12 protein-coding genes are annotated in these 13,763 nt (G+C 47.6%); 8 read left to right on the top strand and 4 right to left on the bottom strand.

Annotated features, from left to right (window positions below; all coding sequences use genetic code 11):
* Window positions 1–100: 100 nt before the first annotated feature.
* The 5 genes from BFC17_RS18035 to BFC17_RS18015 all read left to right on the top strand — a co-directional run bounded on the left by BFC17_RS18035 (window position 101) and on the right by BFC17_RS18015 (window position 5,454).
* Window positions 101–547 carry a MarR family winged helix-turn-helix transcriptional regulator gene (locus BFC17_RS18035; protein ID WP_083271812.1) on the top strand — a complete coding sequence of 149 codons (447 nt, stop codon included), beginning with the start codon at window positions 101–103 and terminating at the stop codon, window positions 545–547.
* A gap of 220 nt (window positions 548–767) precedes the next feature.
* Window positions 768–3,494, top strand: a complete 2,727-nt coding sequence (locus BFC17_RS18030; protein WP_070177865.1) for a TonB-dependent receptor plug domain-containing protein — start codon at window positions 768–770, stop codon at window positions 3,492–3,494.
* 214 nt (window positions 3,495–3,708) lie between these two features.
* Window positions 3,709–4,518, top strand: coding sequence for a CLCA_X family protein (locus BFC17_RS18025; RefSeq protein WP_070177864.1), 810 nt, complete (start codon window positions 3,709–3,711; stop codon window positions 4,516–4,518).
* Window positions 4,519–4,746: 228 nt separating this feature from the next.
* Complete coding sequence (locus BFC17_RS22640) at window positions 4,747–4,917, top strand: hypothetical protein (RefSeq protein WP_175439594.1); 171 nt, start codon at window positions 4,747–4,749, stop codon at window positions 4,915–4,917.
* Window positions 4,918–5,052: 135 nt separating this feature from the next.
* Window positions 5,053–5,454 carry an ExbD/TolR family protein gene (locus BFC17_RS18015; RefSeq protein WP_070177862.1) on the top strand — a complete coding sequence of 134 codons (402 nt, stop codon included), beginning with the start codon at window positions 5,053–5,055 and terminating at the stop codon, window positions 5,452–5,454.
* 65 nt (window positions 5,455–5,519) lie between these two features.
* Here the strand turns inward: BFC17_RS18015 and BFC17_RS18010 are convergent, their stop codons facing one another.
* Entirely contained in the window at window positions 5,520–6,257 is a 738-nt protein-coding gene (locus BFC17_RS18010; RefSeq protein WP_070177861.1) for a tRNA1(Val) (adenine(37)-N6)-methyltransferase, read from the bottom strand.
* Window positions 6,258–6,262: 5 nt separating this feature from the next.
* Window positions 6,263–6,895: an NAD-dependent epimerase/dehydratase family protein gene (locus tag BFC17_RS18005; RefSeq protein WP_070177860.1), complete on the bottom strand. Its 633-nt coding sequence runs from the start codon at window positions 6,893–6,895 to the stop codon at window positions 6,263–6,265.
* Between the two features lie 138 nt (window positions 6,896–7,033).
* Here BFC17_RS18005 and BFC17_RS18000 point away from each other — a divergent pair, with 138 nt between their 5' ends.
* Complete coding sequence (locus BFC17_RS18000; RefSeq protein WP_070177859.1) at window positions 7,034–9,238, top strand: S9 family peptidase; 2,205 nt, start codon at window positions 7,034–7,036, stop codon at window positions 9,236–9,238.
* A gap of 217 nt (window positions 9,239–9,455) precedes the next feature.
* Window positions 9,456–11,309 (top strand): S8 family serine peptidase, encoded by a 1,854-nt coding sequence (locus tag BFC17_RS17995; protein WP_070177858.1) that lies wholly within the window; start codon window positions 9,456–9,458, stop codon window positions 11,307–11,309.
* A gap of 56 nt (window positions 11,310–11,365) precedes the next feature.
* Here the strand turns inward: BFC17_RS17995 and BFC17_RS17990 are convergent, their stop codons facing one another.
* Entirely contained in the window at window positions 11,366–11,587 is a 222-nt protein-coding gene (locus tag BFC17_RS17990) for a hypothetical protein (RefSeq protein WP_139142120.1), read from the bottom strand.
* A 244-nt stretch (window positions 11,588–11,831) separates the two neighbouring features.
* Here BFC17_RS17990 and BFC17_RS17985 point away from each other — a divergent pair, with 244 nt between their 5' ends.
* Window positions 11,832–12,476, top strand: coding sequence for an MBL fold metallo-hydrolase (locus BFC17_RS17985; protein ID WP_083271810.1), 645 nt, complete (start codon window positions 11,832–11,834; stop codon window positions 12,474–12,476).
* A gap of 2 nt (window positions 12,477–12,478) precedes the next feature.
* Here the strand turns inward: BFC17_RS17985 and BFC17_RS17980 are convergent, their stop codons facing one another.
* Window positions 12,479–13,567 (bottom strand): AraC family transcriptional regulator, encoded by a 1,089-nt coding sequence (locus BFC17_RS17980; protein ID WP_070177855.1) that lies wholly within the window; start codon window positions 13,565–13,567, stop codon window positions 12,479–12,481.
* Between the last annotated feature and the right edge of the window lie 196 nt (window positions 13,568–13,763).

Below are 13,763 nucleotides of genomic sequence, written 5' to 3'. Positions count from 1 at the left end.
AGAGCGCCATTATCTACAGATCGACAGTTTGCAGATCAAACTATTAAGTTCGATAAGAATGGCGCGAAATTGAAATATAAAGCGAGCAAAAGGTATAACCGTGACCAGAGAAGAATCAATAGAACTAGGCCGCCTGGGTGATTACATCGGATTTCGCATGCGACGTGTACAGAATCACTTGGTTAAAGCATTTGAAGCCGCAACCACGGAATACAATCTGCGCACCGGTCTGTTTAGTGCTTTAGCATTGATTTCTGCCAATCCCGGCATCTCGCAAAACCAGATATGTAAAATCACTAACCTGGACAAATCAAGCGCTGTACAAATTATTGATATATTAGAGGAAAAAGGCCATGCAGTGCGTAAACCCTCGAAAATAGATCGTCGAAGACACGCCTTATACACTACCCCGGCTGGCGAAGAGTTTCTCGACCTGTTATTCGCACGACTTAAAGAAACCGAAGCAACTGCATTAGCCCAATTGAGTGAAAGTGAACTTAACCTGCTTAAGGCTTTGCTAGACCGGATATTCACCGTGTTAAAATAAAGTGACACATTTGCACATTGTATTGCAACAATACAGTTGACATGACAAACCATTTAGCTTTCAATTAACACTTGAATAACAAAAAGGTGTTTTTCCTTTATCGTTTTTTTAATAAGCGTATTGGGTACTTCCTGAATCGTTGTATCGCCGTGTGGCATTTACAGGCAATGAAAGATAGGGAATGACACAGCAAGACAAGATGTTTGTCTGGAGGCTATGTATGAAAATCAAGCGAATTTCGCTTTATTCGTCACTTGTTGCACTTATAGGGACTCTGGCTACCCCGCTTTACGCCGTTGCCCAGCAACAATCCAACGATCCGCAACCGACCAAAGAGCCCGAGCCGGAGGTTATTACTGTTACGTCTACCGGAACAAGTATTCGGGGCGCCGCCCCTGTTGGTTCATCACTCATCGATTTAGACCGCGAGTTCATAGAGAGTTCAGGCTCGGTTAACACCATTGATGTATTAAGAGAAACTCCGCAAATATTCGGTTTTGGTGTATCGGATGCGTCGCGCAGCGGTAATGGCGGTGCGACAAATATAACCTATTCAAATGCCATCAATATTCGGGGGATTGGCCCCTACGCAACACTGACCATTATGAATGGCCGCAGGGTTGTTTCTACCGATACCGCTGGCGCCGCTTTCGACCCCTCAATGATCCCGTCTATCGCGCTGGAGCGTTTAGAGGTTGTAGCAGATGGTGCCTCCGCGGTGTATGGGTCAGATGCGGTTGCCGGCGTGGCAAATTTGATATTGCGCAGAGGATTCGAAGGAGCTCAGGTAGAAGCTCAGTATGGAAGCGGCGATAACTATAGCGAATACCAAATTGGTGCAATTGCAGGGAAAACCTGGGATTCAGGGCAAGTTACCGTAGCAATGCAAAATAGTTTTCGCAGTAATTTATTTGGTGGTGATCGGGATTTTTACCGCGCAGACCTAACCTCGTTAGGTGGAGAAGACTACCGCATCAATAACTGTGCTCCCGGAAACATTTTTGTTGGCGGAAACAGTTACGCGATCCCGTCTGGCGGGGCAACCCCAGATAACCTGGAAGCAGGGACAATGAACCTCTGTGACAACATGTCAAACAGTACTGATTTGTTACCGGAACGCGAATTCTCAAGCGCAGTCGTTACCTTAAACCAGGACGTTACTGACAATGTTGCATTTTTTGCCGACATGCTAATAGCAACTCGCGAAGGCAAACGATATTCGCAACCTTACAATGCTTTGTTGCTGGTTCCTGAAACTAATGCCTATTTTGTTGCCCCCCAGGACGTAACGCTTGATCCCTGCCCTGCCAGTGCAGGTGTCGGTCCAAACGTTGGATGTGTAAATGTTGGTTATACCTTCCCGGGCTTTAGTGGCAACAGCACTAAAAACACCTTTGAAAGTGATGTCTGGCAAGTTACCGGCGGCTTTGATATCTGGCTGCCAAACGATTGGTTATTAAGCACTTACTACACCATAGGTCACAGTGAGGATTCATCGCTTAACGAACGCAACAATCCGGTTGCTGGCAACCTTACTGCGGCACTGGCGAGCAGCGATCCAACCACGGCACTCAATCCGTTTGGCACCTCGGCAAATTCAACCGAACTGCTTGAGAATATCTTCGATCTGTATACTGATACTCCAGGCAAAACCGACATACAGGATTTTGGCCTGAAAGTAGATGGTACCCTGTTCAGCACAGATAGCGGCGATATAAAAATGGCCGCGGGTATTAACTACTACGCCATGGATCTGTATACCGGACAAGGACGCGGTCCTATCGAAAACATTCCTTATCGCATGAACGATTTAAGCCGGGATGTTAAATCTGCGTATATGGAATTTTACATTCCACTCATTGGCGAAGCCAATAGTATGACTGGCATACAAAGTTTGGTATTAAATTTAGCGGGTCGGATTGATGACTACAGTGATGTAGGACGTACTGAAAACCCTAAAATTGGTCTGGACTGGATTGTTAATGACAACCTGGCGATTCACGCCAGCTATGGAGAATCCTTCCGTGCTCCTCTGTTAACCCAGTTAATAAGCGCCGCTGGAGCCAGTTTGTTTGTTCAGCCTTATTTCGACCCCACTGTGGGTACAACCATTCGCGGCGTAACCCGCACAGGCGATAACCTTAATTTAGTACCAGAAACGGCGGAAACTTTCTCACTGGGTATCGACTATTCATTTGATTTCCTGCGTGGCGCAAGAATGTCCATCAACTATTTTGATGTAACCTATGAAGGCCAGATCAACAGACAACTAAGTAACCTCAACCTGCTTCGTGACGAGGCGATGTTTCAGTCTTTGATTTTACGTGGTGAAGAAGCCCGGGCCGAAGTTGCAGCTCTGTTAGACGAGGGCCTGGGCGTTCGTCGCGGGAGTGAAGACGAAGCCCGCAACACTACAGTATTAGTAGACGGCCGGAACCTGAACCTTGGGGTTACCGAAGCAAGCGGTATCGACTTCACCTTTGTTGCCCCGTTTAAAACTGACCACGGTTATTACAAAGCCAGTCTGATGGGTACCTGGTATGACAGTTTCAAAGTTGCGCAAACACCCGATGCTGAACTGGTAGAGCGGGTTAACGATCTTAACTACCCAATGAGCCTGCGTATGCGTGCTTCTCTTAACTGGCAACGGGATAACTGGAGCGTGACCGGTTTCGCCAATTATATCAATAGCTACACCAATACCTTCACCGGTGACACTATAGATACCTTCACTACGTTTGAATTTTCCGCGTCATATACCTTTGAAGATGGCTTAGGTGAAATGGGTCGGGATCTTCGCGTTGGCCTGTTTGTTCGAAACCTGCTGGACGAAGAACCGCCTTTTGCAGATATCGCACCGTCAGATAATGGTGGTGGTGGTTTTGATCCCCAGGTCGCCAGTCCCATTGGCCGGGTAATCACATTATCGCTCTCTAAAACTTTCTGATTGTTTTTTCAGTGAGCTTTGCCGGGGACAAGTGCATGGTGTCTCCCGGCTTTTTTTATTTACGCTAACTGCCGTTTACCGTGACAGCCAAGGTTTATATCCGATAACATTGGGAGTAAATAAACCAACAGACAAGATCTTACCGAGGTAACTGTAGCAAGCTGGTGTAATATATCGCTGTTAGCACCTTTACTCTGATTTGCTTTTGCTCCCTATGACTGCCAACTCCCAGCGACCATCAAGGCTATTTACTAAATTTTATCGTAATGGTCCCAGCCATCGTGATGGCGCGGATGTGACGTTTAACGACATAGTGAAAATATTTGGCTTCAGAACCGCCAGCGTTGGCCACTGGGTTTCCGCGCAGGAACAACAAGTGGCTGCTAATCTGTTTTTTGATGCATTATGCGACCTCATGGCCATTCTGGATGTGCCGGAGCAGGTCATCTCTTTGCGTGGTACCTTATCAATCGCCTTTGGCGTAGGTGGCCAAAAGCACAGCTCTGCACACTATAATTCTGCGACCCGCACCCTCGCGCTGGCTAAAAATGCCGGTGCCGGCTCACTCGCCCACGAATATTTTCATGCTTTTGATCATTTTATCGCCACCCGCTTTTTAAAAGCAGCCAGGCCGCAGGATTTCGCCTCTGCCCTGTGGTTGCAAAAACACGAGGTTGTAGAGCATCCGATAAATAGCCGCCTGGAAGATTGCTACCAGCATATTTTTTTAAAACCGCACAGCAGTAAGCCCAGTGATTTCTTTAATAACAGCGCCCAGGCAGACAAAGCGCTGGGCAGCTTTTATTACGCCATGCCCCAGGAAGTTGTCGCCCGCGCGTTTGAAGCCTACGTGCAGGATCACCATTATAAAAACGAGTTTCTGGTTAAAGGTACCAAACAAAGTATAGAGGCCAGACTGGGCATTTACCCTCAGGAGCATGAACGCGCTCGAATTGGCCAGTTCTTCGCAAGCTACTTCAGACTACTGGGAACCGCCGTAGAAAAAAGCCAGGACAGATCCTGATCGATCGCAACCTGTCTGAATTGCTGATTTAATCATCAGCCCGCCAGCAAACTGGTCTTATTTCACCCCATTCCCGGATCCGCCGGGCATACTAAAATACGCCCCCGGGATCCGGAAAAAATGAAATCTACAGCACTGTGTAGATTCAGAATGAAAACAAAAAGGTACTGAAAAATAAAAACTTTATTGGGATTCTAAAAAATCAAACCAGCTGTACCGGTGCCAAAGGTGCAAGGTATTACGGGTGGGATCGCCAGTGCAAAAATTGCCGATCCAGACACAAAAATGTCGGTAGAGGCTAGACTTGGCATTTGTCATCATGGTATTTTGGTTTTGCAGCTAAATAACGCTTATAAGTTGTATTTCTTCCAACTGGGTGTAGCGCTGTCCGCAAAATGATGTTGCTTTCTAACGAAAGTAAACGACTATGTCAGTAAGTTTATCGCTTTTGGTATATTTGTTTGTACAAATTACTACATATTTTTGTTACAAACAGTATACTAGGCAGACAAGTGTTAGAGACAAGAAAACGAAATGAAAAGAAAAAAGCATACTTCTGGGGATGACGAAGCCCAGGTCGACATGACGCCCATGTTGGACATTGTGTTCATCATGCTGATCTTCTTTATCGTAACGACATCATTCGTTAAAGAGAAAGGTCTGGATGTTAACCGTCCTGAAAACAAAAACGCATCAAACCAGCCGAGTAAATCTCTGTCAATCCGTATTGACGAGACTGGCACTATCATGATGAATGGCCGTGAAGTGGACATTCGCCGTGTTATTGCAAACATTCAGACTTACTTAGCTGAAAACCCAACTGATACCGCAGCAATCCAGGCTCACAAAAATACTGAGCACGGCGTTGTTGTTGAAGTAATGAACCAGGCTAAAGAAGCTGGTATCGACAAAGTATCCGTTCTGGTTAAGTCTTAAGCTCTCACGAGCAATAAAAAAGCGCGTTTATCGCGCTTTTTTTGTGCCTGTTTGCCGCCATCGCATTAAAAATTCAAATAAAATTCCTGACACAGCGCTTTATACTTAGGCGTGTACTGGTTGTCTTCCGCGCGAATGATGAGCTGACTATCACTACACTGACCTGCCTCACGACTAAATTCGTAAATCACTAAGTAGGGCGCAACATCACAGCGATGCTGAACCTGCATCCGGGCAACACAATGCCAACCATGATGGGCAGCGACAGCCAAGACTTCCTCATGCCGCAACCAGGGATACATACAATAAAGTTTACCACTGTCGTTGCTAAGTCGTGCCGTTTCGGCAAAAAACCGGGCTACTGACAGGGTTTGCTCTGTCCGTGCTATTCCCCGCGCGTCGGCCATTGTGTCGTAAGCCTTAGTTTGTCCGTTAGCATCGGCAAAATACGGGGGATTTGAAACAATAAGGTCATATACTCCAGCGCCGGATAGCGACTGCAACGCACAATGACTAACGGTTATGTTTTCTGGCCAGGGACTTAATCGCACATTCTCAAGCGCCTGAATAACAGCGCTCTGGTCAATATCGATAGCCTCTATATGCGCCTCAGGCACCATTTTTTGCGCCAGCATTAAAGCCAGGATGCCAGAGCCGGTGCCAATGTCCAGAATACGAGTGGCCTTTGCCGGGGAAACAAAACTGCCCAGGATCAGGCTGTCGGTTGAGACTTTCATGGCACACTGATCATGTGCCACAAAAAACTGCTTACACTGAAAACCCTTTGGTTTGCGATTACTCATTACACTCAGAAGACCTGATGACGCATCATTTCCCGCGCTACCTGATGAGGATAAACGGCCCGGTATTTCTTTAGCGGCCCTACTAACAAGGGCTTTAACAGTTGCAACAGGCCCGCACTAAAACGCTCCAGAGGCCGATCGTCATTGGCGCGCTCGCCAATTAATACGCCCGGACGAACGGCCGCGGCATTAGGTAACTGCGGCATACGCATAATGGCATTTTCCAGCTCCCCTTTTACCTTCAGATAGTAATTGTTACTGGCGGCATTGGCACCAACCGACGAAATCCAGACAAAGCCACCAGCGCGTTGTGCTCTGGCTAGCTGCGCAGCGACGTGCACATATTCAAAATCCACCTTACGAAAGGTTTTCAGATCACCGGCCTTTTTTAGCGTGGTGCCCAGGCAGCAGTACACATGATCCACCGAAAAATAGCCCTGGTAGTCATCCAACGCCGCAAAGTTAATCACCACCGGCCGCAGCTTGTTTTGCGGATCCTGGTAGTTCTGCTGCGCTAATGGCCGTCGGAGTAAGCAAGTGACCGTTTCGTAACGGGGATCAAGCAGTAACAGGCGCAGCAGGTTTTGCCCTACCAACCCACTGGCTCCTAAGATAAGTGCGCTTTTTAATGCTGCCAAATTGTGTCATCCTCTAGCTTTAAATAAGAACCCACTGTTGCTGCGGTTCTCACTATAACAACAACTTGTTTATACCGGTATTTCAGAGCAAATACACAGGGTAAGCAAGCCTTAATAACGACAGATAATAGCGTATCCATGAAAAAAGCTTTATTACTTGGAGCCCTTATGCTCACTAATACGGTTGCCGCTGAAAAGCTGACCATTGAACGGATCTATGAATCTCCCTCTTTGGATGGCAGTTCGCCCCGCAATTTACAGGTTGCCCCCGACGGTAAACGGGTTACTTTCCTGCAAGGCAAGCAGTCTGACTACGAACGCCTGGACCTGTGGGAATACAACATTGCCTCGGGCACATCCCGTTTACTGTTTGATTCAGATGAATTATCCACAGGCGAAGAAGCCCTGTCTGACGAAGAAAAAGCCCGCCGCGAACGTATGCGTTTGTCCGGTAGTGGCATTGTCAGTTATCAGTGGTCAGCCGACGGTACAGCGCTGTTATTCCCCATGGGCGGCGATGTTTTTTACCACCAGTTAGGCAAGCCGGGCGCTCGCCAGCTGCTGGACACCGACGCCTTTGAAACCGATATTAAGCTGTCGCCAAAAGGCAATTATATTTCCTTTATCCGCGACCAGAATCTGTACATCAAACACATCGAATCGGGCAAGGAAACTGCCATCACTACCGAAGGCGCTGGCAATATCAAATACGGCATGGCTGAGTTTGTCGCCCAGGAAGAAATGAACCGGATGACCGGTTACTGGTGGTCGCCGGATGAGTCGTACATTGCTTTTACCGAAGTGGATGAATCGCCGGTAGAGGTAATTACCCGTTCAGAAATTTACGCTGACGACATTAAGATGATTGAGCAAAAGTACCCCAAAGCCGGTACGCCCAATGTCACCATCAAACTGGCTGTTCAGCACATTAACAGCGGTAAGCGTCAGTGGATTGATATCGGTGAGGAACAGGATATCTATATTGCACGTGGTAAATGGATGCCGGATAGCGAACACTTTACCTATCAGTGGCAAACCCGCGACCAGCAACAACTGGAATTACGCAGCTTTGACGTCACCAGTCAAAAACAACATCTGGTGCTAAAGGAGCAATCCAGTACCTGGGTTAACCTGCATGATGATTTTACCTTTTTAGATGACGGTGAACATTTCATCTGGGCTTCAGAGCGTGACGGGTTTAAACACCTTTACCTGTTTACCAACGAAGGTAAACTGGTACGCCAGCTAACCAAAGGCGATTGGGTAGTAGATGAACTGGAAGCGGTGAACAGTGAGACCGGACAGATTTACTTTACCGGCCGCATGGATACCCCGCTGGAACGTCATCTGTACGTAACCGACCTGCAAGGTAAAACGCCACAACGTTTAACCAAACGTGACGGCATGCACGGTATCAGCTTTAGTCACGACGCATCGATTTATGTGGATAGTTCATCCACCGTTAATCGCCCTACCCAGGTGAGTTTGCATAACGCCGATGGCAAACAGCTGACCTGGCTGGAAGAAAACGCACTGGATGAAAGCCATCCGCTAACCCCGTATCTTACTGACTGGGTTGAGCCTGAGTTTGGTACCATTACTAACGATGAAGGCATTGACCTGTATTATCGTTTGTATAAGCCGAAGAAGATTGAGGGCAAACATCCGGTTATCGTTTACCTGTATGGCGGCCCCCATGCTCAGGTGGTTAACAATGCCTGGGGCGGTAATCGCGGTCTGCTGATGCAGTACTGGGCAAGTAAAGGTTATGTGGTATTCAGTATTGATAACCGCGGCTCTAATTACCGTGGTAAGGCTTTTGAAGAACCTATCTATAAAGCCATGGGCAGTGTTGAGGTTGACGACCAGGTGACCGGCGTTAAATTTTTACATACCCTGCCCTATGTGGATAAGGAACGCATTGGCGTACACGGCCACAGCTACGGCGGTTACATGACTATCATGAGCATGTTTAAGGCCGGTGATTACTTTAAGGCGGGTGTATCCGGTGCTCCGGTAACAACCTGGCGTTTGTATGATACGCATTATACCGAGCGCTACATGGGTAACCCGAACACCGACAGCGATGCTTACGATGCATCATCGGTATTTCCGTATTCAGACGGACTGAAAGGCCCGCTGCTGATTTATCACGGTATGGCTGATGACAACGTACTGTTTACTCATAGTACCAAGTTGTATAAACATCTGCAGGACGCAGCCAAACCTTTCGAGGTGATGGATTACCCGGGTAAGAAACACAGTATCCGTGGTAAACAGACAGGTATACATTTATATCACACCATCACTAATTTCTTTGATAAACACTTCGGTGTTGAGTAAGAAAATCATTAAGTGACAGGGACTTCCTGTCACTTGCCTGTTTGTCCAAAAAAACATACGGATGAAAAATTATACTTATTGTTCATTCATTGTGCTTGCACCTGCCTCATTAATTTCATAATTTCTTAACAGGCTCCGCGCCTGATAATAATAAAACGTAGTTTGGCCGAATCGAATTCGGCTCCTTCGAAGTAACACAAGTGAAGTGAATAATAATATGATTAAAACAACGATAAAACCTACACTGGCAGCAATCCTGCTTGCCGTGAGCGCCTCTTCCGTAGCGGCCGACGACAGATATATCATTCAGGTAGACAATCACTCAAAAGGCATCATTAAAGCACTGGCGAAACAATCCGGTGCACAGATTCATATTGATGCTGATGGCTTTATTGCCGCCACGTTCAGCGGAAAATCTCTCGATGAAGTGAAAGGATTGATGAACAATCCTCACGTTAAGCTGATCGAAGCTGATCAAAAGCGCTACCCAGCGGCTTTATTTAACGATGATACCGGCAATCCGATGCAAACCCAGATCACCCCTTATGCGGTGTATCAGTCCCAGGCTGATCAGGTTACCTTTAACCCTAATGCCGGTATGAAAGTGTGCGTTATCGATTCTGGCCTTGATGACTCTAACCCGGACTTTGTTTGGTCTAACATTACCGGCGACAACGACCCGGGTACCGGTAACTGGTTTGATGCAGGTGGTGAGCACGGTACTCACGTTGCCGGTACTATCGGCGCAGCAGACAACACCTACGGTGTGGTGGGTATGGCACCAGGTGTTGATATGCACATTATCAAAGTGTTTAACGAATCCGGTTGGGGCTATTCATCGGGTCTGGCTCAGGCGGCACAACTTTGTCAGGCTGCTGGTGCTAACCTGATTAACATGAGCCTGGGCGGCGGCGGTGCTTCAAGTACTGAAGACAACGCCTTTGCCGATTTTACCGCAGCAGGGGGTCTGGTCGTGGCAGCAGCGGGTAACGACGGCAATTCAGTGCGCTCTTATCCTGCAGGCTACTCATCGGTAATGATGGTAGGCGCTAACGATGCTGACAATAACATTGCTGATTTCTCGCAGTATCCGAGCTGTTCATCCGGTCGCGGTAAGCGTGTTACTACCGACGAAACTATTTGTGTGGAAGTTACAGCAGGTGGTGTAGATACCTTATCAACTGTTCCAGCAGGCATTTCTACCTCTTCAGGTTTAGTGGCAGATGGCAGTAACTTTGCCTCTTCCGGCATGGAAAATATGGGCTCAGCAGCGGGCAATACCTACTTTATGGGTACCGCAGAAACCACCGATAGTGGTGCAGCAGGTAATATCTGCGTGATCGACCGTGGGGTTATCAGCTTCCATGACAAAGTGGCAAACTGTGAGGCTTCCGGTGGCATTGGCGCCGTGATTATCAATAACGTGGATGGCATGCTCTACGGCACTTTAGGGGATCCTAACTCGACCTCTATTCCGGCAGTAGGTGCTGCTCTGGCCGACCGTTCTGCATTAGTAGCGGCTTCCTCGATAAGCATTAGTGTAGAAGCCAGTGACTACGCGTACTTAAGCGGAACCTCCATGGCTACTCCAGCCGTAGTTGGTGTGGCCGCTTTGGTTTGGTCTAACCACCCAACCTGTACCGGAACTGAGATTCGTGAAGCACTTAAAGCGACGGCGTTGGATGGCGGGGCTGCCGGTAAAGACGTTTACTTTGGTTACGGTATTGTGCAGGCGGCAGATGCCAATGCTTACCTCACCGCCAACGGCTGTGCCGGTGGAAACGGTGGCGGCGACAATGGCGGTGGTGATAACGGCGGCGGTGATACCGGCACTGATTTAACCCTGACTGCCAGCGGTTATAAGAGTAAAGGTTCACAATTTGTTGACCTTAGCTGGTCTAACAGTACAGCTGACATGACCATCTACCGCAACGGCAGCGAAATCCAGAGCGTTAGCGGCGTTACCAGTTACACCGACGCCCTAAACACCAAAGGTGGTGGGGTTTACGATTACCAGGTTTGTGAAACCGGCACAACGACTTGCTCAGCAACCGTTACCGTAGTGTTCTAAACCTTTAAAATCAAAGGGGCTGGTTAGCCAGCCCCGGTTTATCTGCAGTGAATTAGTCAGGCTTCCCTGGCAAATCCATAAAATACATAACCCAATGCATCATAAGCCCGCCCGACGGGACAGTCTTCCTGATGTATAATATCCAGCCCTGCCCTGACCGCGGTTTGTTTGCATACCCGGCAGTTATCCGCTTCGCCCGCCACTTCGTCATTAATAAACTGACCCGCGTCGAGTAAATCCATGATGATAAGTTTGAGGTCTTCCCGAGAAACGTCCACTTTCGCCTCCTGTTTACGATGTGACTGCATTTATTATATTGGCGAGGCGGTGCAGGCCTGCATATCAGCGCCGATAATCAGGTATTACCAAATACACTCTCGACTCAGTCAAAAATCGAAGCAATGGGTAAAAAAATTCGATAAATCAATTGCCATTTTATTCCTGCCCGAAGTGTCTCTGGCACATGACAGCGAGGATTTTTTACTGTTAACATAACAACAAATCACCAAGGCAGACATCACCGTGAAAATACTTGTTATTCCTGTTACGCCCTTTGCTCAGAATTGCTCACTAATCTGGGATCCCGCCACCATGAAAGGCGCTCTGGTTGATCCCGGTGGTGATGCAAACAAGTTATACAGCGCCGTGACGGCGAATAATGTCACTATCGACAAAGTGATCCTGACCCACGGCCATCTTGACCATGTTGGCGCAACCATTGAGGTGGCCAAACACTATGATGTGCCGGTTATCGGCCCGCACATTGGTGATAAGTTCTGGCTGGACGCATTGCAGCAGCAAAGCCAGATGTTTGGCTTTCCGCCCACTCAGCCCTTTAGTCCAGACCAGTGGTTAACCGGGCAGGACACTATTGCATTAGGCAATCTCACTCTTGAAGTTCTGCACTGTCCGGGGCACACGCCGGGTCATGTGGCCTTAGTTGAGCGGCAGAGTAACACGGTGATTGTTGGTGATATTATTTTTGCTGGCTCAATTGGCCGCACGGATTTCCCCCAGGGCAATCATCAACAGCTGATAGACTCTATTCGCGAAAAGCTGTTTACGCTGCCAGAGCAAATGACGGTGTATCCCGGTCACGGCCCGACAACCACTATCGGGCATGAACGCGCCACTAACCCCTTTGTCGCCGACGCTAAATTCGGCTAGTGTTAAACGGTATGAAGCTCCCAGTCATTGCGGTATTCCATGGGAGTTTGTCCTGTCCAGCTTTTAAAAGCGTGGCGAAAGTTTGAGGTGTCCTTAAACCCCAGGGACTCGGAGATATCGTCATAAGATAACTTGGTGTCCCGCAGGTATTTTTTGGCGAAGCCTTTTTTAATGGTCAGACAAATTTCTGAAAAGGACGTACCGTTTTCTGATAGTTTGCGCCGTAGTGTTCGCTCCGATACGCAAAGTTCTTCGGCCACTTTTTCAATTTTCAAATCATTATGAATATTCTGTGAAACCCAGCTATAGACTTTCTCTACGGTTTCACTTTGATTCATAAAATCAAGAATTTGCTCATTACACACTTTCAGCAGTAGCGGTACTGCCAACGGGTTTGTTTTTGACGGGGCGCGCTGCACATCTGCCATACTCAGTTCCACACCGGTTTTGCTCTGCTGATACAGCACTTCGCACTTGGCATCTTCTTCTAATAATTTGTGATGCTTTGGCTTAGGAAAAGCATAAAAAACCCGCCGTGGGGCAAAATCAGGGTCGCCCAGAATATCGCGGAACAAACGGAAGTTAATCGACATCTGCAATTCAAGGTTAAAGTCGATGAGTTCGGGTTGAAAAAGAATATCCTCACAGCCGAAGAACACCGTATCATCGTCTTCCTGGGTTAGCACAAGACTGGTGGTGCGGGTTACCAGGGTTTGATATTTCACCGCAAATCGCAGGGCATCAATAAGCTGACGTTTGCACAATAAAGTACAACCATATAACCCGTAATCACCACATGAAATACGTTTGCCAATTTCCAGGGCTAATGCAGGAACGCCACATTCAGATAACTCTTCATATATACGGACAACATCGCTGAGCTTTACCGTAGGTTGGTAATTAGGGGTAATGTCCAAACGCTTAACCATCGAGCTTAGTAAATCTTCACAAGGCAGATTCAGCTCTTTAACGACCCGGTAAAGAAACTGAATTTTTTGTGCACTGACCCGGGTTTTTCGCCCTGAGCTTAAACTGTCATCCTGCATTGAATTCACAAACTTTTGATGTTTTTCAGGTTGATATATTGTCATCCTCTTGACCTCCAAAAAATCCCAAAAACCACAGTTGGCCGAATATCACACTCATAATGACCGTTTATAACACAACCAGCTTGTTACTCAAGTGTTAATGTATTGTGAAGGCGCAATGAGAGGAACGTAGTTGAGTTTTGCTCTCCACGCGCATCGTTCATAGCAACAACATGGCCGAACAAAGAAGTCGTCGCCA

The sequence above is a fragment of the Marisediminitalea lipolytica genome (genome assembly GCF_001758465.1).
GTDB lineage: Bacteria > Pseudomonadota > Gammaproteobacteria > Enterobacterales > Alteromonadaceae > Alteromonas > Alteromonas lipolytica.
Note: the sequence above shows the minus strand (reverse complement) of the source record. Positions and strands in the feature narration are given on the sequence as shown.

Bases quoted from the DNA above. Each gene is read 5' to 3' on its own strand.
- BFC17_RS18000 (WP_070177859.1), top strand. From the start codon at position 7,034: ATGAAAAAAGCTTTATTACTTGGAGCCCTTATGCTCACTAATACGGTT.
- BFC17_RS17995 (WP_070177858.1), top strand. From the start codon at position 9,456: ATGATTAAAACAACGATAAAACCTACACTGGCAGCAATCCTGCTTGCC.
- BFC17_RS18015 (WP_070177862.1), top strand. From the start codon at position 5,053: ATGAAAAGAAAAAAGCATACTTCTGGGGATGACGAAGCCCAGGTCGAC.
- BFC17_RS18025 (WP_070177864.1), top strand. From the start codon at position 3,709: ATGACTGCCAACTCCCAGCGACCATCAAGGCTATTTACTAAATTTTAT.
- BFC17_RS18030 (WP_070177865.1), top strand. From the start codon at position 768: ATGAAAATCAAGCGAATTTCGCTTTATTCGTCACTTGTTGCACTTATA.
- BFC17_RS18010 (WP_070177861.1), bottom strand. From the start codon at position 6,257: ATGAGTAATCGCAAACCAAAGGGTTTTCAGTGTAAGCAGTTTTTTGTG.
- BFC17_RS17980 (WP_070177855.1), bottom strand. From the start codon at position 13,567: ATGACAATATATCAACCTGAAAAACATCAAAAGTTTGTGAATTCAATG.